The sequence below is a fragment of the Exiguobacterium undae DSM 14481 genome, assembly GCF_000620805.1.
Taxonomy (GTDB): domain Bacteria; phylum Bacillota; class Bacilli; order Exiguobacteriales; family Exiguobacteriaceae; genus Exiguobacterium_A; species Exiguobacterium_A undae.
The window spans coordinates 1,127,829-1,153,320 of record NZ_KK211187.1 but is presented as its reverse complement, the minus strand read 5'-3'; the positions used below and the strand labels follow the sequence as shown (position 1 = coordinate 1,153,320).

The window sequence follows — 25,492 nt, the reverse complement described above, 5'->3', positions numbered from 1 at the left end:
CTTATCCCTCCATAATGAGAAGTTGTGGGTCGTTCAACAAGCGTTTAACCAAGTTAAGCGCGTTTTGTGCAGTTGCACCATCGATGAGACGGTGGTCAAAGCTGAATGAAAGAGCGAGTACTGGTGCCGCAACGATTTCACCGTTTTTGACGACTGCTTTTTCAGCAATACGGCCGATTCCGAGAATTGCAACTTCTGGGTGGTTGATGACCGGTGTGAACCATTGTCCGCCAGCAGAACCGATGTTTGTAATCGTGATCGATCCGCCTTTCATTTCCTCACCAGAAAGTTTACCTTCGCGTGCTTTACCAGCAAGATCGTTGATGTTGTCTGCTAATGCGAAGATTGATTTACGGTCTGCATCTTTGACGACAGGAACAACAAGACCGTTGTCTGTGTCTGCTGCGATACCGATGTTGAAGTAGTTTTTGTAAACGACTTCTTCGTTGACATCGTCGATTGATGCGTTGATGGCAGGGTATTTCTTAGCCGCTGCTGTCAATGCTTTCACGACGAATGGAAGGTATGTCAATTTCGTACCTTGTGCCGCTGCAACTTCTTTGAAGTTTTTGCGAAGAGCAACAAGATTCGTTACATCGACTTCGTCCATCAACGTTACGTGTGGAGCCGTGTGTTTCGAGTTGACCATTGCTTTCGAAATCGCTTTACGGATTCCTTTGATCTTCTCGCGTGTTTCAAGCTCAGGCTGAGCCGCAACGTAAGGCTTCACTTCAGATTTAGGTGCTGAAGCTTGTGCCGCTGGTGCTTTTTCTTCTGTTGCTGGTGTAGCTGAAGCAGAAGATTGTCCACCGTTTGCGAATGCATCGATATCTTCTTTAACAACACGACCGTTGTCACCAGAACCTTGAACTTCACGGATGTCTACGCCTTTTTCACGCGCATACTTACGTACTGAAGGCATCGCGATGACACGTTCTGATTTATGGATTTGAACTTCAGTTGGTTTGTCTTCGACTTTGCTGTCTGTGTCTTGGACATCTTTTGCGTTATCTGCTGCTTTAGGTTGTTCTGGAGCTTCTTCTTCAGAAGGAGCTGAACCTTCACCCTCAACGTCGAATGTAATCAATACGTCGCCAACGACGGCTACGACACCTTCGTCTACTGTTACTTCTTTAACTGTGCCATCAACTGGTGACGGGATTTCAACGACTGCTTTATCGTTTTGGACTTCAAGAAGAATGTCATCTTCTTTGACCGTGTCGCCTGCTTTAACGAACCACTTTACGATTTCACCTTCGTGAATACCCTCACCGATATCCGGTAATTTGAATTCAAATAAACCCATTTGAATTAGCCTCCTTTTATTTCACTCTTCAAAGTCGATTGTTATCTTTAAAAAAGTCGATTGTTATCTTTAAAACGGAAGCAAGGAGAGAATTGCCTCTCTCCTTTTTTCCGGTTCACGCTTAGAAATTGTAAACTGTTTTCACTTTTTCAACGATATCTTTGTGGTCCGGGAGCCATGAATCTTCACCTTGTGCGAATGGGAAGATTGTATCAGGAGCCGCTACACGAAGAATCGGTGCTTCAAGATCAAGAATCGCGCGCTCTTGAATTTCAGTTGCGACCATTGCAGCCACACCTGCTTGTTTCTGAGCTTCTTGAACGACGACAACACGGTTCGTTTTCTTAACTGATGCAACGATTGTGTCGATGTCAATCGGGCTGATTGTCATCAAGTCGATGATTTCAACGCTGATGTTTTCTTTTTCGAGCTCTTCAGCTGCTTTAAGTGATGCGTGAACCATTGCACCGTACGTTACGATCGTCACGTCAGTACCTTCACGTTTGATGTCTGCTTTTCCGAGTTCGATCGTGTAATCGCCCTCTGGCACTTCACCGCGGAATGAACGGTACAGTTTCATGTGCTCAAGGAACACAACTGGATCGTTGTCGCGGATTGATGCGATCAAAAGACCTTTTGCATCATACGGAGTTGAAGGGATGACGACTTTAAGTCCTGGTGACTGAGCCATTAATCCTTCCAAGTTATCTGCATGAAGCTCAGGTGTTTTAACACCGCCACCGAATGGTGAACGGATTGTGACAGGTGCACTGTACGTGCCGCCTGAACGGTAACGTAAACGTGCGAGTTGTGCCGCTACAGAATCAAATACTTCGAATACGAATCCGAAGAATTGGATTTCCATGATTGGACGGAAACCAGTCAAGCTGAATCCGACTGCAAGACCACCGATACCAGACTCGGCAAGTGGTGTATCGAAGACACGGTCTTCGCCTAATTCATCTTGAAGACCTTCTGTCGCACGGAATACCCCACCGTTTTTACCGACGTCTTCACCGAACAAGAGAACTTGCTCGTCGCGTTTCATCTCGACGCGCATTGCGTCAGTGATCGCTTGGATCATCGTCATTTGTGCCATGGGTTATTTCGACTCCTTTGCTGTATACTCATCAAGCTGCTCTTGCAGGTTTTGTGGTAACTTTTCAGCCATCACGTTGATGAAGTCTGTTACTTTTTGTTTTGGTTCTTTATCTGCTTGAGCGAGTGCTTCTTTAACATCCGCTTTTGCTTGTTCAATCACTTCGTTCTCTTTGTCTTCGTTCCAAAGACCTTTTGTTTCCATGAACGCACGGAAACGAACGAGTGGATCTTGTGCTTGGTACTCATCGTCCATATCTTTTGTACGGTAACGTGTTGGGTCATCTCCAGCAAGTGTATGTGGTCCGTAACGATATGTGAGTGTTTCGATCAATGTCGGTACACCGTTCAGTGCTTCAACACGAGCTTGTTTTGTTGCTGCGTAGACGGCAAGAACATCCATTCCGTCAACTTGAATTCCGTTGATACCCGCTGCAACAGCTTTTTGCGCGATTGTTTTCGCCATCGATTGTTTTTCAACCGGTGTTGAAATCGCAAAACGGTTGTTTTGGACAACGAAGATCGCAGGTGCTTTGAATGCTCCGGCAAAGTTCATACCTTCGTAGAAGTCACCTTGTGATGATCCGCCATCACCTGTGTAAGTGATTGCGACTTGTTCTTTTCCACTTTTCTTAAGACCGAGTGCGACACCGGCAGCTTGCACGATTTGTGCACCGATGATGATCTGTGGCATTAAGACGTTTACACCTTCAGGAATCTTACCGCCTGTGATGTGTCCACGTGAGAACAAGAATGCTTTATAAAGCGGGAAACCGTGGAAGACCATTTGGGGGATATCACGGTAACCTGGAAGGATCCAGTCATCTTTATCTAAAGCGAATTGTGAACCGATCATTGACGCTTCTTGTCCTGCGACTGGCGCATAGAAACCAAGACGTCCTTGACGGTTGAGTGAGATTGCGCGTTGGTCCCAAATACGTGTGTAGACGAGACGACGCATTAATTCCGTAAGCTCTTCATCTGAGAGATCCGGCATAGCGTCTTTGTTGACGACTTCACCTTTCTCATCCAGAATGCGGAATGTTTCAAAGTTTTCTTCCACGTTTTTAAACATGTTTAAGTTCATCTTTTCACCTCATCCTTTCACTGTGCTCAGCGAAATATTCCTCTGACTGATTTGCTCACATACGAATAGTGTTCAAAAAATGAAGTCCCGTATGACCTTTTCTTGAACATATATCTGTGTACCTATCCAGTTGAGTAAACTGTATTAACATGACGAGACACGAATGCATGTCTTGTTCATTACGTTACAAGTATAAAACTGTAACACCTATAAAATCAAAGGAAATGTTTTATTTTTTTTAGCGAACTCTCTTGTGAAATCCATCACATTTTAAGAACGTTGTTACTTCTGTACTATTCAACTATCGGCACCTGTGTTAGTTATTAATATTCCTCCCTTGTTATGCTATAATTTTTTTAGATGAAAGGGGTGCTGTTCATGATTACCATGAATGAGATTGTCCGGGAAGACGTACCTTCGCTTCACGAACGATCTGTCGACGTTACCTTCCCACTGAGTGAGGAAGATAAAGAAACGATGCGTCTTATGATGGAATATTTGTCCAACAGTCAAGACGATGAACTAGCTGAAAAATATGATTTGCGCAGCGGGATCGGATTAGCCGCTCCCCAGATTGGCGTCAATAAACGGATGTTCGCCGTTCGTTTACAGGACGGGGATGATTTACTTGAGTTCGGGATCTACAATCCTAAAATCATCAGTCACTCCGTAGAACAAACGTATCTGGCCGGAGGCGAAGGCTGTTTATCCGTCGATCGTGAAGTCGAAGGGCACGTACCGCGCTATATGCGTATTACCCTGTCTGGGATCGATCATAACGGAAATCCTGTAAAATTAAGATTAAAAGGATTAAAAGCCGTCGTCTGTCAGCATGAATACGATCACTTGGACGGTATCATGTTTTATGATCGAATCGATGACAAGGAGCCGTTCAAGGATTACGGTTCACCGCTCTGAGAAACGCATACAAAAAGACATTCCCACAATGTGGGAATGTCTTTTTTTGGCGTCACACTTCCATGATGATCGGCATGACCATTGGATGACGTTGTGTTTTTTCTGTCAAATAAGGTGTCAGCGTATCGTTGATCACTTGTTTGATGTCCGTCCATTTCGTATTGCGATTCGCAAGAGATTGCTCAAGCGACCGTTTCAAGAGACGTTCGGCATCTTTGATCAAGTTGCCGGACTCACGCATGTAGACGAATCCGCGTGAAATGATGTCCGGTCCGGAGACGAGACGATTCGTTTTGGAATCGAGTGTCACGACGACGACGACGAGTCCTTCTTCTGAAAGAATACGACGATCACGCAGGACGATGTTTCCAATATCTCCAATTCCTTTTCCATCTACATAAACAGCATTGGCTTGGATTTTCCCGGTAATCGCTGCTGCATTGGCATCAAGTGCCAACACTTCGCCATTATCCATGACGAAACAATTTTCTTCCGGAACACCTGCATCCATCGCAAGCGACATATGTTTTTTGAGCATCCGGTATTCCCCGTGGATCGGCATGAAATACTTCGGTTTTAACAGGCGGAGCATCAACAACTGTTCCTGCTGGCTTCCGTGACCTGACGTATGGATATCGTTTAACTTGCCGTACATGACATCAGCACCCGCTTTATACAGCTGGTTGATGGTTTTCCCGACCGAAACGACGTTTCCTGGGATCGGTGACGAAGAGAAGATGACCAAATCGTCGGGAATGATTGAAATTTGACGGTGCGTTCCGTTGGCGATTCGACTGAGCGCCGCCATCGGCTCACCTTGCGATCCTGTACACAGAATCGTCAATTCATTCGCTTTGTATCGTTTCATTTCATTCGGTTCGATGATGGTCCCTTTCGGCGCTTTGATAAAATCAAGCTCTTGACCAATCATCATGACTTTATCCATGCTGCGTCCGAAGACGACGATTTTCCGGCCGGCTTCGACCGATGCATTGACGACTTGTTGCAGACGGTAGATATTCGAGGCAAAAGTCGCAAAGATGATCCGTCCCTCTGCTTTACGGAAGATGTTTGAAATCGTATCCCCGACGACTCGTTCGCTCATCGTAAAGCCTTCGATCTCCGCATTCGTCGAATCGGACAAGAGACAAAGTACACCCTCTTTTCCAAGCTCAGCCATCTTCGTCAGATCAGCTGGTTCTCCAACCGGCGTAAAGTCGAATTTAAAGTCTCCGGTATGAACGATGTTACCTTGTGGTGTTTTGACGACGACTCCAAATGAATTTGGAATCGAGTGGGTCGTGCGGAAAAACGAGATGCTCGTCTTCCGGAATTTGATGATTGAATCTTCATCAATTTCGTGAAGTTCTGCATTCCGCAACAAACCGTGCTCTTCCAGCTTCACTTTAATGAGACCAAGCGCAATTTTCCCCGCGTAGATCGGTAAGTTCACCTGCTTCAACAAGAACGGCAGACCACCGATATGGTCTTCGTGACCGTGGGTGATGAAGACACCTTTTACTTTTTCTTTGTTTTTGATCAAGTACGTATAATCTGGAATGACATAATCAATCCCAAGTAATTCATCTTCCGGGAACATGACACCAGCATCGATGACGATGATCTCATCCTGAAATTGGACGACATACGTGTTTTTCCCGATTTCTCCTAAACCGCCGAGTGCGAATACGGCTGCTTGATGGTTTTTAACGAACTTCATGCGAACGTTTCAACCTTGTAGTCTGGGCTTAATTTTTCATATTCCAAAAACTCTCCGCTGACTTCGCGGATGAATTCGACGTTAATGTCTTTGATGAGATGATCAATCGCTGTTCGCACTTCACGAATGTTCTCTCCTTCGACGTACATCACTTCTGTTCGTTCCCGTACCGGGGCTTCTGAACGAAGCGGTTGATAAAATACTTTAAAAATCATGTTTAGCAACTCCTTATCAGTCCATTGTTTTTTGTCCTTAGATTAGTATACACGATATCCTACTATTTTTTCATCCTATTCCTCATCCAAGCTCTGCGTAAATGGGAACGCTGTGCTATAATTCCACATGTATCCGGCTGAAAAGCCAATTAAAAAGAGAAGGTGAAACCATGGCAAATCAGAAAGTCGTCTTTTTCGATATCGATGGAACCTTACTTCACGATGGACATTTCGTTCCAGAGTCAACGAAACAAGCGATCAAACAACTACAAGCGAATGGTGTTTATGTCGCCATCGCAACAGGACGTGGACCGGCTATGTTGTCCGGTGTACGTGAACTGCTGAATATCGACACCATCATTGGTTACAACGGACAAATCGTCGTCCATCAAAATGAAATCATCTACAAACGCCCTCAGCCGATTGCTGATCTTGAACACTTAACGGCTCGAGCGCAGAAGAATGGACATACACTCGTCTACTTAGGCGAAAAACAGGGCTTCTCGACGCAGCCTGCCGATGAGCTAGTGAAAGCATCTCTTGGAGGGCTTGATATCCCACTCCCTTCATTTAAAGAACAGCCTTTTTTGACGCACGACGTCTTCCAGACCCTTGTCTATTGTACAGCGGAAGAAGAAGCGGAATATGTCAAGAATTATCAAGCGTTTGATTTCATCCGCTGGCATCCAAATGCGATGGATGTCATCAACGTCGGTTCCTCTAAAGCAGACGGCATCAAACAATTCTTAAAACTGACGAACATACGACGTGAAGATACGTTTGCGTTTGGTGATGCCTTAAATGACTTGGAGATGTTACGTTATGTCGGAACGGGCATCGCGATGGGGAACGGTCTTGACGAAACGAAAGCAGCTGCCGACTTCGTCACTAAACACATTTTAGAAGATGGTATTGCTCACGGATTAAAAGAATTCCAACTAATTTAATCCATTGGCGACAAGTAAAGGGAAGATCACGGTTTCGTGATCTTCCCTTTGTTTTTAGTTTTTCACTTTATGGATGGCACGTTCGAGACGATCCAAGTCATCGTTTTCGCCAATCACGACAAGGTAATCTCCTTTTTCAATCAGCTCATCGGCCTGCAGGGAAATCATGACGTTTTCTCCCCGCTTGATGGCCACGACATTTGCTCCGTACTTGCTGCGTAAATCAAGATCAATCAACGTTTGGTTTGCCATCCGATCGCTGACTTTGATCTCAACGATGGAGAATTCCTGCGACAAGTCGAGATAGTCGAGGATGTTTGAACTCATCAATCCGTTGGCAATCCGCACACCCATATCCCGCTCCGGATGGACGATGAAGTCTGCCCCGATTTTTCGTAACACCTTTTCATGGTAGTCGTTCGTTGCTTTGACGGTGATGGACTGCACACCAAGCTCCTTTAAAATCAAGGTCGTTAAAATCGAAGCCTGGATGTTCTCTCCGATTGCTACGATGACATGATCAAAGTTTCGGATACCGAGGCTTTTTAGGACGTTCTCATCTGTCGTATCTGCGATAACGGAATGTGTCGCAATCCCCATATATTCGTTGACGCGTTCTTCATCTGAATCAATCGCCAGGACGTCGTATCCATTTTTCGATAACTCCCGGACGATGGAACCCCCGAACCGTCCTAATCCGATTACTGCAAATTCTCCATTCATTTTTTCAACTCTCCTTCACGTTTCTGCTTCAGTAGTAGTTTACCCGATTCATTTATAAAATACTATGAACGCTTTCACAACGTCGTTCCGACTTTTTTTATAGGCGATCCAGACGGCAAAAAAAGATATACAATCCAGAAACGGATTGTATATCTCCTGTTCACTCATTTCCTGCTCATTTTGATTTTTTCCCACTGACATAATCATTGTCGAATAAGAATAAACGTAAGATCAAATAGAGGGCCGGAATCAATAACATCAGTCCGAAGATAAAGACGACGACAAGCGCGGTCGCCATTGTCTCATTTACGACGGCTTTATTGATATCGATGTACGGATAGAGGATATACGGCAGGTGCGTATAACCATAGCCGAACCAAGCGACGCCATATTGTGCCATGACGGCAATGAAGGCGATGCCGTAGTTCTTTTTCAAATAGACAAGTGTGACTGCAACACAGAAGAAGATGAAACTTGCTGCGAACCACCACCAGTTTCCGTTCAAAATGTTCTCATAATGCCATGCTGCCTGATTTTTTAAACCAAAGAAGACTAACGCACAGACAACGATGGTCGGAATGCTCCAGAACAATGCCCATTTACGAATGAGCGGAGTCGCGTTCTCATCTTTCGCTTTATCCGCGTAGAATAATAAGAACATCGCACTGATGTACAAGACAGAAACGATGGCGAGCGCAACGACTGTCCAAGAATAAAAGTTCGTGAACAACTTTGTCCCAAGGAACTCCACCGTCTCATTTGTCTTGCGAATGAAACCACCTTGACTGATCGTCAAGGTCGTTGACATTGCTGCCGGAATCAATAATCCTGTCGCACCGTATAAAAACGTATAGAACATGCTGTCGTTTGATCCGTAGTTGGCAAACGCATAAAAGCTACCACGAATCGCAATCAATACTAAGACGATTGAGGCCGGAACGAGCAGCGCTGTTCCGTAATAGTACGCCGTATCCGGAAAGAATCCGACGAGTCCGACAAAGAAGAAGACGAAAAAGACATTCGTCACTTCCCAGACCGGAGAGAGATAACGTAAGATCAGACGGTTCGTCAGATGATCACGTTTTGTATATTTTGAATAGAACGCATAAAAACCGGCACCGAAGTCAATTGAGGCAACGATGAGATATCCATAAAGGAACGTCCAAAGTACGGTTATTCCAAGTGTTTGAATGTCCAACTCGTTCCCTCCTTATTTATTGTCGTCGGCAAACATCGCTTCACCACGTGAATGATGATCATCTGCAAGTTCTTTGCCAACAGGGTTATTTTTAAACATCCGTAACAAGACGACCGTACAGATCGTTCCAAGTAACAGATACAGTAAGCTGAATAAAATCAACATTGGTCCAACAGCCGTCGACGTCGTCGCCGCATCAGCCGTTCTCATAATACCATAAAGTGTCCATGGTTGGCGTCCGATTTCCGCATACATCCAACCGGCTTCAATCGAGACGATGGCAAGTGGTCCACCGATGAAAATACCGCGCAGTAACCACTTATTGTACGGGTTTAATTTCTTGAGACGGAACGCTAGGACGAACAGCGCCGAGATGGCCGCCAGATACATTCCGATCGATACCATGATGTCGAAGAAGTAGTGGACAAACAGCGGTGCCTGATCCTCTTTGGCGAACTCGTTTAATCCGATGACTTCCGTATCAGGTGCTCCACCTGCAAGAATCGATAGTGCATACGGAATCTTGATGGCGCCTTTGATTTCGTAGCTGCCGTCTTCTTGTTCATCTAAAATACCACCAAAGATTAATTCTGCTTCGCTTGTCGTTTCAAAATGCCACTCTGCAGCTGCTAATTTTTCCGGCTGGTACTTCGCTAAATATTTACCTGAAAAGTCTCCGACAAGTGCTGTCGAAAAGGCGAAGATCAAACCGGCCATGACTGTTAAGCGAAGGGCTTTTTTATGATAAGCCGTTTCCGCTGCCGACAATGTTTTTTTCCGTAATAGGTGGAAGGCAGCAATTGCAGCCAAGATAAAGGCAACTGTCAAATATGCCGAGACGATGACGTGTGTTGCTTTTGTCGGCGTCGCTGTATTGAACATCGCTTTTAACGGTTCGATTTGTGTTAACGTCCCGTTGACGATTTTGAAACCTTCCGGTGAGTTCATGAACGAGTTGACTGTCGTAATGAAGAAGGCAGACAAAGTCGCACCAATGACGACAGGAATCCCGATCAACCAGTGTAACCACGGGTTTTTAAATCGATCCCATGTGTACAGGTAAATTCCGAGGAAAATCGCTTCAAAGAAAAATGCGAATGTTTCCATGAACAATGGCAACGCAATCGTTTGACCGGCTACCTGCATTAAGGACGGCCATAAGAGTGATAATTGCAACCCGATTGCTGTTCCGGTCACGACACCTACTGCTACTGTTACGATATAACCGCGCGTCCAGCGCCGAGCCAGAAGAATATAGTCTGAATCTTTTCGTTTAATTCCGATGTACTCTGCTGCGAGTACCATCAATGGAACCCCTACCCCAATCGTCGCAAAGATGATGTGGAATGCTAATGTGAGCCCTGTCAACAATCGACTGAGCATTACTGGATCATTGAACATGTGTATAGCCCCCTCTTTCTAAACGTACTTCTATATATTGTTTATATCCGTATCATAGAGAACATAATCATTTGTGTCTGTTCTTAATGTTTGATGTAACAAATTGTTCACATATACTCGTGATTTATTTCACAAAACGTTCGAAAACTGTTCCATTCTGTGAAATGAAAGCCCTTTATTCGTTTTCATCAGGAATAAAGGGCTTCTTGTCACGTATTTTGTTTAGACATATTCTCTAAAATAATGATCGAGTAAGTGGATGATGAACGGAATCGCCTCTTCGTCTGGATTCAATGTCGGTTGATGTAGACCAGAGGTAGCATTGTTGACTCCCAACCAGAACATCATGCCCGGTATCTCTTTCAACATGAAGCCAAAATCTTCTCCTGTCATCGCTGCATCGCACTCAACATAATTGGCATTCATTTTAACGAATGATGAAAATTTGTTGACGACATTCGGGTCATTGACGACTTCATAATACCGGTTCCCAAACTGGAGATCGATTTTCACGCCGAACGAAGCTTCGATTCCGCGAACGATTTCCCGAACCCGTTGTTCCAGCTTCTCCATATCATTTCCATTGAGTGCCCGCATCGTTCCGTCGAGCAACGCCCGACCCGCGATGACATTTTCCCGAATTCCCGCCTCGACCTTACCGATCGTGATGACACTACAGTTCATCGGATTGATTGATCGGCTGACGATCGTTTGCAATTGCATGATCAAAGCCGCTTGTGCGACGACGGTATCAATCGTGAGATGAGGAAATGCAGCATGACCGCTCTGACCATAAATCGTAATATGGACTTCTCGTGCGCTGGCGAACAATACACCGGGACGACTCGCAATGGTCCCGACCGGATATTCAGGTGCGACATGTAGACCGTACATCTCACTCGGACGATATTTCTCAAACAACGGACTTTTAATCATCGGTTCCGCTCCACCCGGTCCTTCTTCTGCAGGTTGGAAAAGGAAGACGACGTCATCCATGACCGGAAGCTCGACAATCCGGCGCAACAAACCTAACGCAATCGAAGTGTGGACATCATGTCCACAGGCATGCATGAAACCGGGGTGTTCCGAGCAAAACGGTAATCCTGTTGCTTCTTCGATCGGCAATCCGTCGATATCCGCCCGATACCCGATCGTCCGATTTCCGGTCAACCCCTTGACCCGGACGAACACTCCGGTTTCGAACGTATCATAACTGACTCGATTTTCCGGATAAGACCGGATTTGATCCAAAATAAAGGCCTGCGTCTTGAACTCCTTGAAACCAGGTTCCGGTATTTTGTGAAGTTCCCGACGCATCTCAATCGCGTATTCCATCTGACTGACTTCCTCCTTCTTCTTTGACGATGTCCCAAAATGCTTGGACTTGTTTTAACTCAAGCATGGATTCGGTTGATAAGATCCATGTATCCCGCTTTAAAATTTTCCCGGATGAGGTCTTGAGGGGAATTTGCATGACTTGACTGGCTTCATGAATCGTCGATTCCGGTAAAATCGCAAAACCGATACCGTGCAACGCCATTTGTTTGCAGGTCTCGATTTGATCAACGACCAATGTTCGCGACGGAGGACTTGAAAAACGATCCTGCCACCATTCCAAAATTTCTTGGTAATACGTCGAATCACTTTTGAATTGAATGAAAGGACGTTCGGTTTTCCGAAGTTGTTCCAGCGACGTCAATTCACTGTCAACGAGGTAAAGCGGATCAGAAAACAACCGTTCCTTGACCCCTTTCCAGTCCGGATTCCCCCGAATGATCCCGATGTGAAAATGTTCCTCGAGCATATGACGCATCATCTCACTCGACCAGCCCGTCACGAGTTGGACCCGGACGTGGGGATAACGTTCGACGAATCGTTTTAAGACACGCGGGAGCCAGTACTGACCCATGATGGACGCTACGGCAATCCGAAGTGTCCCGTAAACCGCCCCCTCTTCCGCCGTCAATTCGCTTTTCAGTTCCAACTCTTTCCGGTTCATCTCTTTGGCCAGACCAATGACTTTTTCACCTTGAGGGGTGATGCTCAACCCACGCGAGGAACGAATGAACAATTTAGTCGCCCAGCGTCGCTCAATGGCCACGAGACGTTGACTGAGGGCCGGTTGGGATACGAAAAGTCGTTCGGCTGCTCTTCGCATATTTAATTCTTCCGATAACGTAATCAACATTTCCATTTCCGACACTTGCAATGTATGATCCGACTCCTCATGATATAAGATGGCACTAGTTTAACACGTTAGAGAGGAAGGTACATATGTCACGCTATCATTTTATGTTGATCGTCTCAACAGTCGCGACTCTCGGGAGTCTTTACTTCAGTGAAATCCGCGGATTTATTCCTTGTCCGTTGTGCTGGTGGCAACGCTTATTCATGTATACGACGGCCATTTACTTATTGATTTCTTTATTCCGCAACCGACCGGTCGATGCCTTTTTCATCCGCGTCTATACGGTGCTTGGTTTTGCTGTCGCCGCTTACCATGTCATCTTGGAACGTTTACCGGATGGAGAAGCACTTTGTACGAATGGATGTCTAATCCAGTGGGTCAATTATTTTGGATTCTTGACGATTCCGATGATGAGCTTGATTGCTTTTACGATTTTGGTTGTCCTTGCCTTTTATCCACAACAAAAAAACGCTCAATGAGCGTTTTTTTTATTGCCATGCTTCTGCAACGCTATACGCACTGGAAAACGACAACTCGGATAACTGCCCTTCCCCTTCACACCAATCCCCGACGAAAGCGACCTTTTCCTCACGCTCTTCACGCAGGAAGCAAGGCAAGGCAGCTTGTCCCATCTTCCACTTGATTTCTTGTACAATCGCCCGCTTCATCGTTCGTTCCGTCACCAACTGTTCACGCCATCCGGCGTAATGCTGATCGAGCAGACGATGGATGTGCTTCACTTTTTCACTCAAATAATCCGGATGACCAACACGGTCATGCACTAAATACGCGACGACTTGCAAGACTTGACCATTTTTAGGCGCAATACTTGGATCGTAATGCGATAAATCCGTCACGAACAATTGGTGCGTTCGATCATATACATAGGAAAAAGGTGTCTTGATATAAGGATGCACTCCGACATCATAGACAAGAACTTCAACCGGTTCATATTGGGCATAAGGTTCGATGAACAGCTGAATCGGTGTCGGTAAGGCAAGTTTCCGCATCTCTCGGGGCGGAATGGCCAACACGATACGATCGACGGTCCATTCGGTCTTTTTCCGGTCGCGTAACCGGTAACCGGTATCACTTTCTTCAATCGCCGTGATTTTTGTTTTACGGTGAATCGTCCCGCCATGTAGCGTGACCACACGTTCCAGTTCATTGATGAGAACCTGCCAACCACCGGCAATGTAGGAAACCGGCTTTCGGGTGCGAAACAGTTTTTTATAATAGTTGAAATAGACGTCTGAGGGAATGTTTTCAGGTTCCGCCGTAAAAAAGTTACTGGAAGCTAGATCTAACATCAATCGCGAAACGTCTGCTTCCACCTTCTCTTGTACCAACCACTGACCAATTGAAAGCGCCGGGTCTCCCTGTTCGAGATGTAGCACGGTTTTGACGACTTCCCATGTAAACCGGAGCTTATCGGTTCCACCGATGACTTCCGTTTTCAACAGACCGATTGCATTGGCCGGAGCAGCGGTCAAATGACCTGCAAATTCGTATTTGGCTTTCGCGGAAGAAAAATCCAACCAGGTGATGTCTAATTTCAGCTGTTTAATGATTGTCCGCAATATCGATTGATCCCGTGCATAAACAGCGTGAGCTCCGTAATTGAATGTAAAGCCTTTGATCACTTGTGAAGTCGCTCTTCCACCCAACAGACCGGTATCATACAACTGAACTCGTTTTCCTTGCTGTGCGAGAAGAGCAGCCGCTGACAAACCTGCTAATCCGCCACCAATGATTCCAACCGTCTCCATACCATCACCTCCAGCTTTTCAAAAAGATGCTATCCCTTTTTCTTTTCCCGATTATGGACGAAAAAAACGACAGCTCAGTCGGCTGTCGTTTTTACGTGATGGCTCATTTCCACCAAACATCAAGTGGTGAGACCGGCATATGGTGTTTATGACCAACTCGTTTGTATTGCGATTCCAGTTTTGCGGCACTTTCACTGGAAATCGACTTCCCTTCCAGGTAGTCATCGATTTCATCGTAGGTCATACCAAGTGCTTGTTCATCGGGTAAACCAGGTTGGTTATCCTCCAAGTCAGCCGTTGGTACTTTTTCAATCAGAGCGTTTGGCGCCTGAAGATGACGGAGTAACTGTTTTCCTTGACGTTTGTTGAGCCCAGTCAGCGGTGTAACATCACACGCGCCGTCCCCGTGTTTTGTATAAAATCCGGTCACGAATTCTGCGGCATGATCCGTCCCGACAACTAAACAACCAAAGTGTGCTGCGAGGTCATACTGTGCCTTCATCCGTTCCCGTGCCTTTGTATTCCCTTTACTGAAGTCAGACAGTTCCTGTCCCGTTGCTTGTTCAAATGACGCCATCGATGCATCGACAGCCGGTTTGATATCGACGCGTAACGCATGGTCCGGACGAATGAAGGATAATGCGAGTTGCGCATCAGACTCATCTTGTTGTTGACCGTGCGGCAAACGGACAGCATAAAATTGATAGTCGCGATCCGTCTCACTTCTCAACTCTTCGACCGCCAACTGGCACAAACGCCCCGCAAGCGACGAGTCTTGTCCTCCCGAAATCCCGAGTACAAATCCTTTTGCTCCGGTGTGCAGCAGATACTCTTTTAAGAACTGAACACGTTGCTTGATTTCTTCTCCTGCTTGAATGACCGGCTTGACGCCCGTCACTTGAATGATGTCTTGTTGCATGAAACATTCACTCTCCTTTTTCATTGTCGATTTTTTGGCGGTCCGTCATGACGGATTCCGGCGTCCCTTCCACTTGTCGAATCGTCGACGCCTCGATTTGGTCTGCTCGACCGGACTGCGGCAGCTCGATTCTGACTTCGTAGCGCTTGGTCTCAAAAGCTTTAAACGTTTCCTTTTCAATCGCTTGTGTAAACACTTGTTCTTGCGAGAACGTATACAGCATTTTCCCCGTCTCGTCTTTGACAATCAACTCAAATCGTTGGGACGTCGGAAACGTCACTGTCATATCCTGCTTATTTGGATTCTTCAGCAAAACGATCGCTTCTACGATTCCCGATTCCGGTTGTTCCGCCGACACCGCAATTGTCATCGGCTGACTGGTTACTTCATCCTGTGCCGTTTGTTTATTCTGGCTGTTTTTTTCTTGTTGCGCACAACCTGCGAAAACGATTGTGAACAAAACGAGACAAGATAACCGGCTTATCCACTTCAAAACAACGCCCCCTCTCTTCTCTACTACAGATTTTAGCACAAAAAAGAGGAGGAATAAGGTCGTAACCTCATCCCTCCTCGTTGGTTCACATATTAGGCAACCGGAATCGCTACCTTGTTTTTTGTCGTTGAAAACAGTTGCTCGATCCCCGTTACGAACAACTCGTCACAAATCGCGTCCGTCGCCGTTGCAGGAGCCACAAGCGTGATCGTCCGGCTGTCCATTGTCTCGATTGTCACGAAGACGCCCGAAGCCGTCCGCTCTTTATACCCCACCGCTAAGTCTGTTTCAGCAAAAAGTATCATATCCCCGAATCTCCTTTAAAGTCAGATGTCAGTCAAACCAAAATAGCTGTTTGAAATCGAATCAGTTATTGTGATTTCACTTTATCAAATGGGAAGAAAGGTCGGGAAATTGTCATTCGACAATTTGTATCAAAACTTTATATCAAAAAATACAACCATATTTTTACACATAGATTTAGTTGGCTCATACAGCTTAAAAACTTCGATATATCGCCATATTTCAAATCCATTTCAAATCCATTACAGAAAAATATTCATTTTTTTCCATCTATATTGTTCTACAGGTAAAATATACCTAGACAACTGGTGTGTTATTTTGTCGAATGGTTCTGTACACCCTCTTATTTTTAAGTTCTTATGAACTTTCTCCGGTCATTCGATTCATTTGTTGCCAAACCGTCCCTAGTGCTTCTTCCCCGCTCTCGATTCGCGCTAAGGCAAGTTCTGCCTGCAAAGCCACTTCATATTCCCGATCTTGAACCGCTTCTTTTAAGCGGGGGACCGACTGCTCTGTCCCGACATCAAATAAGAACCGGGCAGCCCGCCAACGAACAAGCTTATTTTTATCCGTCAATGCTTCAATCATCATCGGCTCTGCCTCTGCCAACGCCCAGTCTGAAATCGTATCTCCGGCTGTTCGACGTACACTACTCGAAGGATCGTGCAAGGCATTCGTAATGTACTCCAATAACTCCAAACGATTTTCTTCGAACATACCGAGTTTGACGACAGCTTGTCTGCGAATCTGCATTTTTTCGTCTTGTAGCATTCTGGCATACGCCGGAATCCACTCGAGTTCAATTGGCAACTCATCAAGTGCGGCAAATCGTTGTTTCCAATCGTTTGATGTGAGTGCCTGTCCGTCAAATGCCACTTCTTCTCCTGAAGCAATCGTTTTTAAGCGATCGATTCGCTCAACGGGATAAGCAACCTCGATTTCTTGTGCGACTTCAGCAAGACTTTCATCCAAGTCGCCATAACGCGGCGCCTGTTCAACCCAGCGGCGATCACTGATGACATTCTTGACGAACGGTTGCACGAATAAGGCTGCTTCTCGGAAACGGTCCGATAACCCGTATCGCTTCTCTTCGAGACCTTTAACCCCTTTCAGTTGCATCGGAACCCCTAAAATGAACTGAACAAATAAATGGACAGGTTCAAAGGCCGCATCTGTTTCATGTTGTTCGACATCACTCAGGATTTCTCCGAAAGCCCGGCGGATTTCAATGACAAGCGTGCGCCAATCATACTTTGGAAAACGTTCGACTGCTAAAAAATCACTGACTTGATACACGGATTTGATTCCTGGAATGTCGAGTAATTTGGCGACATGATCAGGTGCACCAAACGCATGCTCAAAGGTCTGGCCTTTTTCAGAAAACGTCTCATCGACGATGACTTTCATATTATTCGGACTTGGTGTTGGTTCAATAGCTATAATTTTCATCTGTATCCCTCCCTCTTCATCATTCAGAAATTCATTGGGAATTGCAATGCAAAAGCTCAAAAAATGAGGACTGAACGAAAAAGGGATCACTCTTTCTTTCACGCGTTTTCCTGTCGGAGTCACGTGAAACGAGTCATCCCTTTTAAACGAATGTAACTAAATAAAACCGTTATTTCGCAAACGCTTCTTCGACAAATTCAGCGAACGCATCGGGTGTCTCGAGCATTCCCATATGGCTGCTGTCCGTCGACCGGAATAGAATCCGTTCATTTTGTGGCGCAAACGCACTCTCTTCTGTAATCAAGGGATCAAGCGTCCCGTGGAGAATCAGACCACGGACAGACGTGTTGCTTAATGTTTTCGTCAGATCTCTTCGATCACGCATCGCAGATAATGCTCGAATCGCCCCTTCAACCGTCATCATGTATCCCAATTCTTTTGCCTCTGAGATCAGCATCGGGTCCGCTCCGTCGGCAAAAAGTCCGGGTACAAGTCCGTCAACGAATTCCCGGACACCGATCTCTTTCACACGGCTGATGTTTTGATTACGCTTCTGTTTTCCTTCATCTGTATCCGCCTTAGCTGTTGAATAGACCAGTCCGAATCCAGAAATTTTTTCGGGATACATCTCAACGATGGCAGAAACGATATAGCCGCCAAAAGAGTGACCGATGACAATCGGTTGGTCGATCCCTCTTCGTTCGAGATCTTCCATCACCCATGTCGCGAATCCTTCCATTGTATCCGGACCCACTGCTTCTCCTTCATGTCCGGGCAGTGCTAACACCAGAACATCAAACGATAAACGAAGACGGGCTTCCACCCGGTTAAAATAATCTGTCCCTCCGGTAAATCCGTGCAATAAGACTAGTGACTGTTTCGACATTCAATGGTCATCCTTTCCATTCCGATGCAAGCATCCGGTAAATTGTTAAATCCATGAAACGTCCGTGACTATACGCATAATCCTCGAGCAATCCCTCTGCTTGAAAACCAAGCTTTTGGACAAGCGCGTTCGAGGCGATATTTTCGGGTGCCACCAGAGCACTGATGCGATGAAGGGCAAAATCTTCAAAGCCGTGTGTCAAGACAGCTCGTGCCGCTTCCGATGCTACACCTTGCTGCCAATATTCTTGACTGACTTCAAAGCCGATTTCAGCTCGATGATATTGGGTTAACCAATTATGAAAACCAATCGTTCCAACAAGTTGATTGGTTTGCTGATCGGCGATCGCCCATCGAATGGCTTTTCCTTGAGTGAACTGTTCCTTGAAATAACTGATGACATTTTTCGCTTCATAAACTGTGACCAACGGATCTGATCCGTAATAGTACATGACCTCATCATCTGATAAAATCTTGAACAGATCACGTGCATCCCTATTTTCTAGTTCACGTAAGATAAAGCGTTCCGTCTTTAGTTCTGGGAATGGTTTGCGTAACCCCCACATCACCTATCACCTCTTTTCTTTATTATGCCCGTTTTCAGCGGGAAATATCCTTTTCGCGTCATAGAAGTTTTGCTACTATTGAAATAATAGGATTGATTGTTCAGGAAGGAAGGCTTGTTTATGTCTAATTCATTACTTTATCTATACGAAGATGCGGAGAATCACCGATTGACGATGTCGGGTGTGACCTTTGCCGATTTCATTGTTGCGACTGATTCAAAACGCCCTTTACTCATTTCAGGTGCCGCCTTCAAGTCTGCCAAACAGTCCTTGCGAACATCTTTTCATTACGTGGAAGGACACGAAGTCGAACAGTTCGTTCAGTCTGGTGAAGTCGAACGTTTTCCGTTAAGCGCAATCGACATCCGTTCCTCCCATTCACTTGATACATTGACAGACGCTGAAATCGCAGAACTTTTGTTCATCATGCATATGAAACGTGGTATGCCGAGTCCGTTTACATCGTCTGTCGAAAATGAGATGGTTTACTTTAGTGAAAACCCCGGTGTACAAGCCACTGTCTATTTAAAAGACTGGTCACGAATCGAACAGCTGTTGACCTTTTTGATTCAACGGAAAATGCGTCGCGAGTTGCGTCTTCCTTCTTCTCCGTTAACGGCTGAAATCATTATCAACTTACGTCATCTGCTCAGTGAAGGAATTTTGATGGATTTTGCGAATGCCAAACAATCCGTTTTTACAAGAAATATCAGCATTCCGGTCTACGCCGCCGGACGGTACGAAGATATGACCGTCTTGAAGGAAGACCTTGATTCTAAAAAGGAATCCATCGTCAAACGTGGTGAGTTGGTTCATCGCAAGAAAAATTGGAGTTTGGAGTTACAATGATCTTCAGCATCTTCGTCCGCCACGGACAAGATGCTTTTTTCATATGTCCGTTCCTCTTCGTTTCCTGCCTCTTTTCAAGTAATGTCTTATATGACAATACTGTTGCCAAATCGTTTGAATTTTCACATAAATTAGTACTGGCATCTTCAGCAGACTTCGTTATAATGAGATTAACCTTTTGGAAGTTAGAAGTTGTACCTGTTTTTCTTACGATTTTCGAGAACGCATCAACTGAAGGAGGAAATTAGCATGGATCAGTTAAAAGTGAACGGAATCGGTTCATTCACGAAGTTTGCAACGAACGGAAACATTCTGAAATTAAAGGATGCGACGACGGGCGAGCTGAAAGTCTCCCTGAATGAAGCGAGCTCAATGACTATTTCACCAATTGATGAAGAAACAGGATTATTCATTATCCACGGTCAGCAACAAGAACCACTCGTGGAACTGACCCTCCCTCGTCAATCGTGCGAAGTCGTTCACGCTTGGCTACTCCATAAACTGAGACGACAAAAGAAAGGTCGTTTCATGGCGTCTAGCTAAACTCCTACTTTTTTAGTTTACCATGGGTAATTCAATCATTTCATCCCTCTACCTGTAAGGTCAAAACGTTGACCTTACAGGTTTTTTTGTTATCAAGGAACAGCCGAAAAAAGACAGGTTGAGGATTCATTTTGTCCATGTTAACCTTAAAAAATGAATGTTGGCTTGAGGATTTGTGTTTTTAGAAGGAAGATGGACAACGAGACGAACGAATATTCTAAAAATTCTTTCATCACTTGTGGTCTAATGGTATAGTGGACAAGATTATTGAAAAACAGGAGGTAACTTATATGTTGAACCGGAAAGACATCTTTGCTTTAGGATTCATGATTTTTGCTTTATTTTTTGGTGCAGGTAACCTAATTTTCCCTCCTGAACTCGGTGCCTTAGCTGGAACACAATTTTTACCTGCTATGCTCGGCTTTATCGTGACCGGCGTTGGATTGCCGTTAGCCGGATTGATTGCCGTCGCCTGGGTCGGTGGCGGGATTAGTACGCTTGCCAACCCGCTTCCGAAATTCGTCAGCGCCCTTTTGACTTTTGCGCTTTATGTCGCGATTGGTCCGTTTTTCGGGATTCCCCGAACGTCCGTCGTCACGTATGAGCTCGGTGTGGTTCCCTTCCTGAGTGGACCATCCCAAACTAGCCTGGTGATCTCTTCAACTATTTTCTTTTTAGTAACTTTATACTTGGTGCTTCGCCCTGGTAAATTACTTGATATCATCGGTCGGTTCATTACTCCACTGCTGCTCGTAGCACTCGCGACACTCAGTATCAGCAGTATCATCAATCCCCTTTCGCCGGTTCAACGTCCGGCAGCCGGGTACGACACGTTTACCGATGCCTTCATCCAAGGTTTTCTTCAGGGGTATCTGACACTTGATGCACTGGGCGCCCTTGTATTTGGTGTTATTATTTTGCACACACTGCACGCACGTGGTCTAAAACACCGAACGGCTCAACTGCAGACTGTGACACGGGCTGGTCTGATCGCTGCCGTTTCACTGACACTTGTCTATACAGGGCTTGGTTTCATCGGACGAAACAGTTTTGGTGCCGTCGGAGCTGTCGATGGTCCGTCGTTATTGCAACAATACGCGGATGACACGTTCGGAACGTTTGGTTTGATGATTTTAGGCGTCGCCATTTTACTCGCCTGTCTGACGACATCCGTTGGTCTCGTCACCGCGTTCTCCGAATACTTGATGACGTTCTCTAAACGGCTTTCCTTACCGGTTACGGGCATCTTCACGACAATCCTCGGTTTCGCCATTTCGATTGTCGGTTTAAAAACGTTGCTCTCCATCGCGGTTCCCGTACTGATGTTTTTATACCCGATCGTCATCGTGTTGATTGGATTGACCTTTATTCGTTCCTTCTTAAAAAAACCAACACTCGTCTACCGGACGACACTGTTCGTGACAGCGTTCTTTTCCTTGTGGAGTGCCCTGCATTCCTTAAAAGTCTTACCGGGTGCACTGACTGCGGTCTACAAGGTTTTCCCGCTGGTCGAACAAAATTTAGCTTGGCTGTTGCCCGTTTTGATCACGTTTATCGTCAGTTCATCGATTGGACACGTTTCAAAAGATTCTATTCCTGAAAAGCGTATTGGCTAGTGATGCCGCTTTCATGCCTATGGTATGATTAAAAAAATGAATTTCTACTGGAGGCGTCGCTTTAATGGATAAGATCGCTTGGATTACCGATAGCATGGCATTTTTCCCACCTGGGGAAGCAGAAAAAATCGGTGTCCATGTAGTACCAACTGTCATCATCATCAATGGAGAATCCTATCGTGAATACGTTGATCTATCGGTCGAGGAACTCGATGCGAAGATGCGTCACGATTCTTCCGTGATCCCGACTACCTCGCAACCTTCTTTCGGTGAGTTAGTGGAACTGTACGAACGTCTCAAGGCTGAAGGATATGACTACGGCTACGCCATCCACATCACAAGTGGCCTAAGCGGAACGTACGCGAGCTCTGTAGCCGCTGCGGATGCCGTCGGTTTCAAACTCTATGCCATTGATTCCTATACAGGTGGTGCCAACCAACAGGAAATGTTACGGGTGTCGATGCAACTCGCACAGGCAGGAAAACGACCGGAGGAAGTCGTCACTGTCTTGGAGCAGTTTAAACATCAATCACACTTTTACCTTATCATCGGTAATATGGAAACGATGCGCCGAAGTGGTCGCGTGTCGAGCAGTCAATTTTTACTGGTCAACATGTTGAACATTAAACCCATCGTTAAGTTTGATGAAGTCGGAAAACTGGTTCCGTTCAAAAAAGTGCGTTCGATCAAAAAAGCCTTTAATGAAATGACTTCAGAGATTGCTTCACAGATCGCCAAGTCCGGCCTTTATCAACAAACACTTTATATTGGTCACACGCTTGCTCGACCTGCCGCTGAACAATTACGCGATGCCCTTCAAGCTAAATTGCCACAGATTTCAATTGAGATCACACAGTTTGGACCCTCGATTTTGACGCATGCCGGTTCAGAAACGGTTGGTGTCTTTTGGTTCGATGAGATCCACGTCCCAACTTAATCAGAAAGCCCCTTGCCGATGTTTGGCAAGGGGCTTTTTTCAGTTTGAGACATTTTGTTTTAACAGTTGATCCAGAAGTTCCGCTTCGTCGGCGACCCGCTCAATCATCTGATAAGGTCGTTTCGTTCGACCGGACCAGACTTCAGCCGGATAAACCGTCCATTCCAGCTGTTCGATCTCTTCCAGATAGCTAAGTGTTGCTTCGAGGTCTGCCGTCTTATGATGTTGGCGCAACCAGTTCTCATATCGTTTGTCGGGTTTTCCGTCTTTTAGTAAGACACTGCCGCTTTCAAGAATTGCCCATTTCGGTTTAGCATCAATCTGGAACAACTCCAGTTGTCGAAACGTTTCAAGCGTCCGCTTCGTAAAGGGAATCACTTGATTGTGTTCGACGAGTCGTTTTAACCGTAAATGTGTCCGCATGGTCATAAAACGTTTATGACCATCCATACGTTCGACTAATAATGTCGGGACAGATAAGGTATTCATCACCTGCTCATCAAAAACCAAGCTGTGGTCGATATCAAGTAGTAACATGCGTCCGCTCCTTTTTACGTCGAGACGAGATAAAAGCATAGGATAATCCTAGTATGAAAGCAGCAAAACAGAATCCACCGACGACATCCGAGAAATAATGGACGTTCAGGATGATGCGGGATGACCCCATTGCAAGAATCAACAGACTAAGGACTGTTCCTAATACGATTCTCCCGGTACGATTCAAAAACCGCCAGCTCAAAATTAAAAATCCGCCGTACACAGCAAAGGCCATCGATGAATGACCACTTGGGAAACTATAGCCCACTCCCCCGACCAGTTCATTCAGTGAAGGCCGGTCTCGGACGAAGATGGCTTTTGCGACTTGGTTCAATACGGCTACTGCCGCAAATGACAATAGGTACCACAGGCTTCCGATCCGGTCACGCCAGAGATAGTAACTGATCAACGTCAAGATTAACGTGACGGTTACGGCTCCAACCCCGGATCCTAGCTGAGTGAACCAACTGACATAATCTGCTGGAACTTGTTTTGCCATTTGATTTGATAGTTGGGCGTCAAATAAAAAATAACCCGTCAAGCGAATCGAAATGGCAATACTAATGAAGAGAATGAACGCGATCCCAGAAAGAAGTAACGCACGTTGGTTTAATTTCATTTAATACGTTCCCTTCCGCTGTTCGAGTTCCTCTGCTGAATAATCTTCTTTATCACGCAAGCGGTGAGCCAATCGACCGGACGCATTGGCTGCAATCGCCGCAACGATATCATCCATGAATGTATTGACGCGTCCATCGTCCACTTTCGTATCCAGTTCTTTGATGATGCCGATTTTGGCTTTATCTAAATATCCGAACGTCGTGACGGCAATCGAACCGTACGTATTGACGGCACCAATCGCAATCGTCTCGTCCACGCCAAATAATCCTTCATCGCTGCGGATGATTGACAGAAGCGGTTCTGATAACAACCCTTTTTCTGCTAAGATATCCAGTTCCGCCCCCACAAGGATCGCATGTTGTAATTCACGTTTTTCGAGAACACGTTCGACAGAACTCGTACACGTTTCAAGTGTTAATTCGATTGTATACGGCGCTTGCATCTGATACACGATTTCCGCTATCGCATGAATCGTGACGCCCCGTTCGTGTAACTTATCAATTGCTGCTTGCTTGACCTCTTTTGAATGTGCTTTTTCTTTCATGACAAAATCCACCTCTCTGACAAAGTTCTTCACAAGTATACACGGATTCCCCCTCTCCCCTCAAACTTCTTTGACATCACGCCGATAATCCGTCATGATTATGCTGTAAAGCGTTATCATTTCAGGGGAAAGTAGGGGATTTTCGATGAACATCGGGGTAGTTTTGTTTCCATCGAAACGGATTCAGGATTTTGCGAATTCATACCGCAAACGGTATGATTCCAAGTACGCGTTGATCACACCACACATTACGATGCGCGAACGCATCAGTGTAGACGATTCAGAGCTCGATACGATCGTGGCTGCACTAAACAAGGTGGCGGCGCAAACAAAACCTGTTTCACTTCATATTCAAGGTGCACGGTCGTTTCACCCAACGAATAACGTCTTGTTCTTAAAGGTTATGCCGACGGATGAACTCGAACAACTTCACCGGGATTTACATGCCGGTGACCTCACGCATACACCGAAGTATGATTTTTTGCCGCACATCACAATCGGACAGGATTTATCCGATGTCGAGCTGTTTGACGTGCTCGAACGCTTAAAAATGGAAGATATCCGCTTCCAAGAAGACGTCACGAAAATGGCACTTCTTTATGAACTCGAAAATGGTTCTTGGAGCGTGTACGAGACGTTCCGATTTACAGGTCAATAACA

Annotated in this window: 28 protein-coding genes; 8 read left to right on the top strand and 20 right to left on the bottom strand. The window is 45.6% G+C overall.

Annotated elements, in window-relative coordinates; translation table 11 throughout:
• Position 1: 1 nt before the first annotated feature.
• From P397_RS0106455 to pdhA, 3 genes are all read right to left on the bottom strand, one after another.
• On the bottom strand, positions 2-1,306 hold the full coding sequence (locus P397_RS0106455; RefSeq protein ID WP_026832512.1) for a dihydrolipoamide acetyltransferase family protein: 1,305 nt from the start codon (positions 1,304-1,306) through the stop codon (positions 2-4).
• A gap of 121 nt (positions 1,307-1,427) precedes the next feature.
• A complete protein-coding gene (locus tag P397_RS0106450; RefSeq protein WP_028105964.1) occupies positions 1,428-2,405 on the bottom strand; it encodes an alpha-ketoacid dehydrogenase subunit beta in 978 nt (325 codons plus the stop codon).
• A 3-nt stretch (positions 2,406-2,408) separates the two neighbouring features.
• A complete protein-coding gene (gene pdhA / locus P397_RS0106445; protein ID WP_012370881.1) occupies positions 2,409-3,491 on the bottom strand; it encodes a pyruvate dehydrogenase (acetyl-transferring) E1 component subunit alpha in 1,083 nt (360 codons plus the stop codon).
• Positions 3,492-3,869: 378 nt separating this feature from the next.
• On the opposite strand from pdhA, the gene def reads away from it, so the two are divergent.
• Positions 3,870-4,409, top strand: a complete 540-nt coding sequence (gene def, locus P397_RS0106440) for a peptide deformylase (RefSeq protein ID WP_026832510.1) — start codon at positions 3,870-3,872, stop codon at positions 4,407-4,409.
• A gap of 52 nt (positions 4,410-4,461) precedes the next feature.
• On the opposite strand, the gene rnjA is transcribed toward def, so the two are convergent.
• Positions 4,462-6,129, bottom strand: coding sequence for a ribonuclease J1 (gene rnjA / locus P397_RS0106435; protein ID WP_026832509.1), 1,668 nt, complete (start codon positions 6,127-6,129; stop codon positions 4,462-4,464).
• Positions 6,126-6,344, bottom strand: coding sequence for a DNA-dependent RNA polymerase subunit epsilon (locus tag P397_RS0106430; protein ID WP_026832508.1), 219 nt, complete (start codon positions 6,342-6,344; stop codon positions 6,126-6,128). Before P397_RS0106430 ends, rnjA begins: the two co-directional genes overlap by 4 nt.
• 170 nt (positions 6,345-6,514) lie before the next feature.
• Between P397_RS0106430 and P397_RS0106425 the strand changes: the two genes are divergently transcribed.
• Positions 6,515-7,291: a Cof-type HAD-IIB family hydrolase gene (locus P397_RS0106425; protein ID WP_026832507.1), complete on the top strand. Its 777-nt coding sequence runs from the start codon at positions 6,515-6,517 to the stop codon at positions 7,289-7,291.
• 54 nt (positions 7,292-7,345) lie between these two features.
• On the opposite strand, the gene P397_RS0106420 is transcribed toward P397_RS0106425, so the two are convergent.
• From P397_RS0106420 to P397_RS0106400, 5 genes are all read right to left on the bottom strand, one after another.
• On the bottom strand, positions 7,346-8,014 hold the full coding sequence (locus tag P397_RS0106420; RefSeq protein WP_012370886.1) for a potassium channel family protein: 669 nt from the start codon (positions 8,012-8,014) through the stop codon (positions 7,346-7,348).
• A 175-nt stretch (positions 8,015-8,189) separates the two neighbouring features.
• Complete coding sequence (locus P397_RS0106415; protein ID WP_026832505.1) at positions 8,190-9,212, bottom strand: cytochrome d ubiquinol oxidase subunit II; 1,023 nt, start codon at positions 9,210-9,212, stop codon at positions 8,190-8,192.
• Between the two features lie 12 nt (positions 9,213-9,224).
• Positions 9,225-10,613 (bottom strand): cytochrome ubiquinol oxidase subunit I, encoded by a 1,389-nt coding sequence (locus P397_RS0106410; RefSeq protein ID WP_026832504.1) that lies wholly within the window; start codon positions 10,611-10,613, stop codon positions 9,225-9,227.
• 222 nt (positions 10,614-10,835) lie between these two features.
• On the bottom strand, positions 10,836-11,948 hold the full coding sequence (locus P397_RS0106405; protein WP_026832503.1) for an N-acetyldiaminopimelate deacetylase: 1,113 nt from the start codon (positions 11,946-11,948) through the stop codon (positions 10,836-10,838).
• Complete coding sequence (locus tag P397_RS0106400; protein ID WP_026832502.1) at positions 11,932-12,822, bottom strand: LysR family transcriptional regulator; 891 nt, start codon at positions 12,820-12,822, stop codon at positions 11,932-11,934. The genes P397_RS0106405 and P397_RS0106400 overlap by 17 nt, the downstream gene beginning before the upstream one ends.
• Positions 12,823-12,887: 65 nt before the next feature.
• Between P397_RS0106400 and P397_RS0106395 the strand changes: the two genes are divergently transcribed.
• The gene (locus tag P397_RS0106395) at positions 12,888-13,280 is read left to right on the top strand and encodes a disulfide bond formation protein B (protein WP_026832501.1); all 393 of its coding nucleotides are present in this window, start codon (positions 12,888-12,890) and stop codon (positions 13,278-13,280) included.
• 9 nt (positions 13,281-13,289) lie between these two features.
• Here P397_RS0106395 and P397_RS0106390 read toward each other — a convergent pair whose 3' ends face one another.
• From P397_RS0106390 to P397_RS0106360, 7 genes are all read right to left on the bottom strand, one after another.
• Positions 13,290-14,570, bottom strand: coding sequence for an FAD-dependent oxidoreductase (locus P397_RS0106390; protein WP_028105963.1), 1,281 nt, complete (start codon positions 14,568-14,570; stop codon positions 13,290-13,292).
• Positions 14,571-14,673: 103 nt separating this feature from the next.
• Complete coding sequence (nadE, locus tag P397_RS0106385) at positions 14,674-15,489, bottom strand: ammonia-dependent NAD(+) synthetase (protein ID WP_028105962.1); 816 nt, start codon at positions 15,487-15,489, stop codon at positions 14,674-14,676.
• Positions 15,490-15,496: 7 nt separating this feature from the next.
• Positions 15,497-15,982: a BsuPI-related putative proteinase inhibitor gene (locus P397_RS17565; RefSeq protein ID WP_051523902.1), complete on the bottom strand. Its 486-nt coding sequence runs from the start codon at positions 15,980-15,982 to the stop codon at positions 15,497-15,499.
• Positions 15,983-16,074: 92 nt separating this feature from the next.
• Complete coding sequence (locus P397_RS0106375; protein ID WP_028105961.1) at positions 16,075-16,287, bottom strand: hypothetical protein; 213 nt, start codon at positions 16,285-16,287, stop codon at positions 16,075-16,077.
• 355 nt (positions 16,288-16,642) lie between these two features.
• Positions 16,643-17,734 carry a virulence factor gene (locus P397_RS0106370; protein WP_028105960.1) on the bottom strand — a complete coding sequence of 364 codons (1,092 nt, stop codon included), beginning with the start codon at positions 17,732-17,734 and terminating at the stop codon, positions 16,643-16,645.
• Positions 17,735-17,903: 169 nt separating this feature from the next.
• Positions 17,904-18,620 carry an alpha/beta fold hydrolase gene (locus tag P397_RS0106365; RefSeq protein ID WP_028105959.1) on the bottom strand — a complete coding sequence of 239 codons (717 nt, stop codon included), beginning with the start codon at positions 18,618-18,620 and terminating at the stop codon, positions 17,904-17,906.
• A 7-nt stretch (positions 18,621-18,627) separates the two neighbouring features.
• On the bottom strand, positions 18,628-19,185 hold the full coding sequence (locus P397_RS0106360; protein ID WP_026832495.1) for a GNAT family N-acetyltransferase: 558 nt from the start codon (positions 19,183-19,185) through the stop codon (positions 18,628-18,630).
• Positions 19,186-19,305: 120 nt separating this feature from the next.
• Between P397_RS0106360 and P397_RS0106355 the strand changes: the two genes are divergently transcribed.
• The 4 genes from P397_RS0106355 to P397_RS0106335 all read left to right on the top strand — a co-directional run bounded on the left by P397_RS0106355 (position 19,306) and on the right by P397_RS0106335 (position 23,130).
• Positions 19,306-20,034: a hypothetical protein gene (locus tag P397_RS0106355; RefSeq protein WP_026832494.1), complete on the top strand. Its 729-nt coding sequence runs from the start codon at positions 19,306-19,308 to the stop codon at positions 20,032-20,034.
• 249 nt (positions 20,035-20,283) lie between these two features.
• On the top strand, positions 20,284-20,577 hold the full coding sequence (locus P397_RS0106345; RefSeq protein ID WP_026832492.1) for a hypothetical protein: 294 nt from the start codon (positions 20,284-20,286) through the stop codon (positions 20,575-20,577).
• A gap of 290 nt (positions 20,578-20,867) precedes the next feature.
• Positions 20,868-22,193, top strand: coding sequence for a branched-chain amino acid transport system II carrier protein (brnQ, locus tag P397_RS0106340; RefSeq protein ID WP_028105957.1), 1,326 nt, complete (start codon positions 20,868-20,870; stop codon positions 22,191-22,193).
• A gap of 64 nt (positions 22,194-22,257) precedes the next feature.
• The gene (locus tag P397_RS0106335) at positions 22,258-23,130 is read left to right on the top strand and encodes a DegV family protein (RefSeq protein ID WP_028105956.1); all 873 of its coding nucleotides are present in this window, start codon (positions 22,258-22,260) and stop codon (positions 23,128-23,130) included.
• Between the two features lie 39 nt (positions 23,131-23,169).
• Here the strand turns inward: P397_RS0106335 and P397_RS0106330 are convergent, their stop codons facing one another.
• Genes P397_RS0106330 through P397_RS0106320 form a run of 3 tightly spaced genes read right to left on the bottom strand, consistent with a single transcriptional unit; the run spans position 23,170 to position 24,832 of the window.
• Positions 23,170-23,667, bottom strand: coding sequence for an HAD family hydrolase (locus P397_RS0106330; protein WP_026832489.1), 498 nt, complete (start codon positions 23,665-23,667; stop codon positions 23,170-23,172).
• Entirely contained in the window at positions 23,654-24,286 is a 633-nt protein-coding gene (locus P397_RS17560) for a phosphatase PAP2 family protein (protein WP_051523900.1), read from the bottom strand. The genes P397_RS0106330 and P397_RS17560 overlap by 14 nt, the downstream gene beginning before the upstream one ends.
• Positions 24,287-24,832 (bottom strand): phosphatidylglycerophosphatase A family protein, encoded by a 546-nt coding sequence (locus P397_RS0106320; RefSeq protein ID WP_026832488.1) that lies wholly within the window; start codon positions 24,830-24,832, stop codon positions 24,287-24,289.
• Between the two features lie 145 nt (positions 24,833-24,977).
• Here P397_RS0106320 and P397_RS0106315 point away from each other — a divergent pair, with 145 nt between their 5' ends.
• Entirely contained in the window at positions 24,978-25,490 is a 513-nt protein-coding gene (locus P397_RS0106315; RefSeq protein ID WP_026832487.1) for a YjcG family protein, read from the top strand.
• Positions 25,491-25,492: the final 2 nt, after the last annotated feature.

Excerpts from the sequence above, each read along its gene's own strand:
- P397_RS0106455 (WP_026832512.1), bottom strand. The coding sequence starts at position 1,306 with ATGGGTTTATTTGAATTCAAATTACCGGATATCGGTGAGGGTATTCAC.
- P397_RS0106450 (WP_028105964.1), bottom strand. The coding sequence starts at position 2,405 with ATGGCACAAATGACGATGATCCAAGCGATCACTGACGCAATGCGCGTC.
- pdhA (WP_012370881.1), bottom strand. The coding sequence starts at position 3,491 with ATGAACTTAAACATGTTTAAAAACGTGGAAGAAAACTTTGAAACATTC.
- def (WP_026832510.1), top strand. The coding sequence starts at position 3,870 with ATGATTACCATGAATGAGATTGTCCGGGAAGACGTACCTTCGCTTCAC.
- rnjA (WP_026832509.1), bottom strand. The coding sequence starts at position 6,129 with ATGAAGTTCGTTAAAAACCATCAAGCAGCCGTATTCGCACTCGGCGGT.
- P397_RS0106430 (WP_026832508.1), bottom strand. The coding sequence starts at position 6,344 with ATGATTTTTAAAGTATTTTATCAACCGCTTCGTTCAGAAGCCCCGGTA.
- P397_RS0106425 (WP_026832507.1), top strand. The coding sequence starts at position 6,515 with ATGGCAAATCAGAAAGTCGTCTTTTTCGATATCGATGGAACCTTACTT.
- P397_RS0106420 (WP_012370886.1), bottom strand. The coding sequence starts at position 8,014 with ATGAATGGAGAATTTGCAGTAATCGGATTAGGACGGTTCGGGGGTTCC.
- P397_RS0106410 (WP_026832504.1), bottom strand. The coding sequence starts at position 10,613 with ATGTTCAATGATCCAGTAATGCTCAGTCGATTGTTGACAGGGCTCACA.
- P397_RS0106405 (WP_026832503.1), bottom strand. The coding sequence starts at position 11,948 with ATGGAATACGCGATTGAGATGCGTCGGGAACTTCACAAAATACCGGAA.
- P397_RS0106395 (WP_026832501.1), top strand. The coding sequence starts at position 12,888 with ATGTCACGCTATCATTTTATGTTGATCGTCTCAACAGTCGCGACTCTC.
- P397_RS0106390 (WP_028105963.1), bottom strand. The coding sequence starts at position 14,570 with ATGGAGACGGTTGGAATCATTGGTGGCGGATTAGCAGGTTTGTCAGCG.
- nadE (WP_028105962.1), bottom strand. The coding sequence starts at position 15,489 with ATGCAACAAGACATCATTCAAGTGACGGGCGTCAAGCCGGTCATTCAA.
- P397_RS0106375 (WP_028105961.1), bottom strand. The coding sequence starts at position 16,287 with ATGATACTTTTTGCTGAAACAGACTTAGCGGTGGGGTATAAAGAGCGG.
- P397_RS0106370 (WP_028105960.1), bottom strand. The coding sequence starts at position 17,734 with ATGAAAATTATAGCTATTGAACCAACACCAAGTCCGAATAATATGAAA.
- P397_RS0106365 (WP_028105959.1), bottom strand. The coding sequence starts at position 18,620 with ATGTCGAAACAGTCACTAGTCTTATTGCACGGATTTACCGGAGGGACA.
- P397_RS0106360 (WP_026832495.1), bottom strand. The coding sequence starts at position 19,185 with ATGTGGGGGTTACGCAAACCATTCCCAGAACTAAAGACGGAACGCTTT.
- P397_RS0106355 (WP_026832494.1), top strand. The coding sequence starts at position 19,306 with ATGTCTAATTCATTACTTTATCTATACGAAGATGCGGAGAATCACCGA.
- P397_RS0106345 (WP_026832492.1), top strand. The coding sequence starts at position 20,284 with ATGGATCAGTTAAAAGTGAACGGAATCGGTTCATTCACGAAGTTTGCA.
- brnQ (WP_028105957.1), top strand. The coding sequence starts at position 20,868 with ATGTTGAACCGGAAAGACATCTTTGCTTTAGGATTCATGATTTTTGCT.
- P397_RS0106335 (WP_028105956.1), top strand. The coding sequence starts at position 22,258 with ATGGATAAGATCGCTTGGATTACCGATAGCATGGCATTTTTCCCACCT.
- P397_RS0106330 (WP_026832489.1), bottom strand. The coding sequence starts at position 23,667 with ATGTTACTACTTGATATCGACCACAGCTTGGTTTTTGATGAGCAGGTG.
- P397_RS17560 (WP_051523900.1), bottom strand. The coding sequence starts at position 24,286 with ATGAAATTAAACCAACGTGCGTTACTTCTTTCTGGGATCGCGTTCATT.
- P397_RS0106320 (WP_026832488.1), bottom strand. The coding sequence starts at position 24,832 with ATGAAAGAAAAAGCACATTCAAAAGAGGTCAAGCAAGCAGCAATTGAT.
- P397_RS0106315 (WP_026832487.1), top strand. The coding sequence starts at position 24,978 with ATGAACATCGGGGTAGTTTTGTTTCCATCGAAACGGATTCAGGATTTT.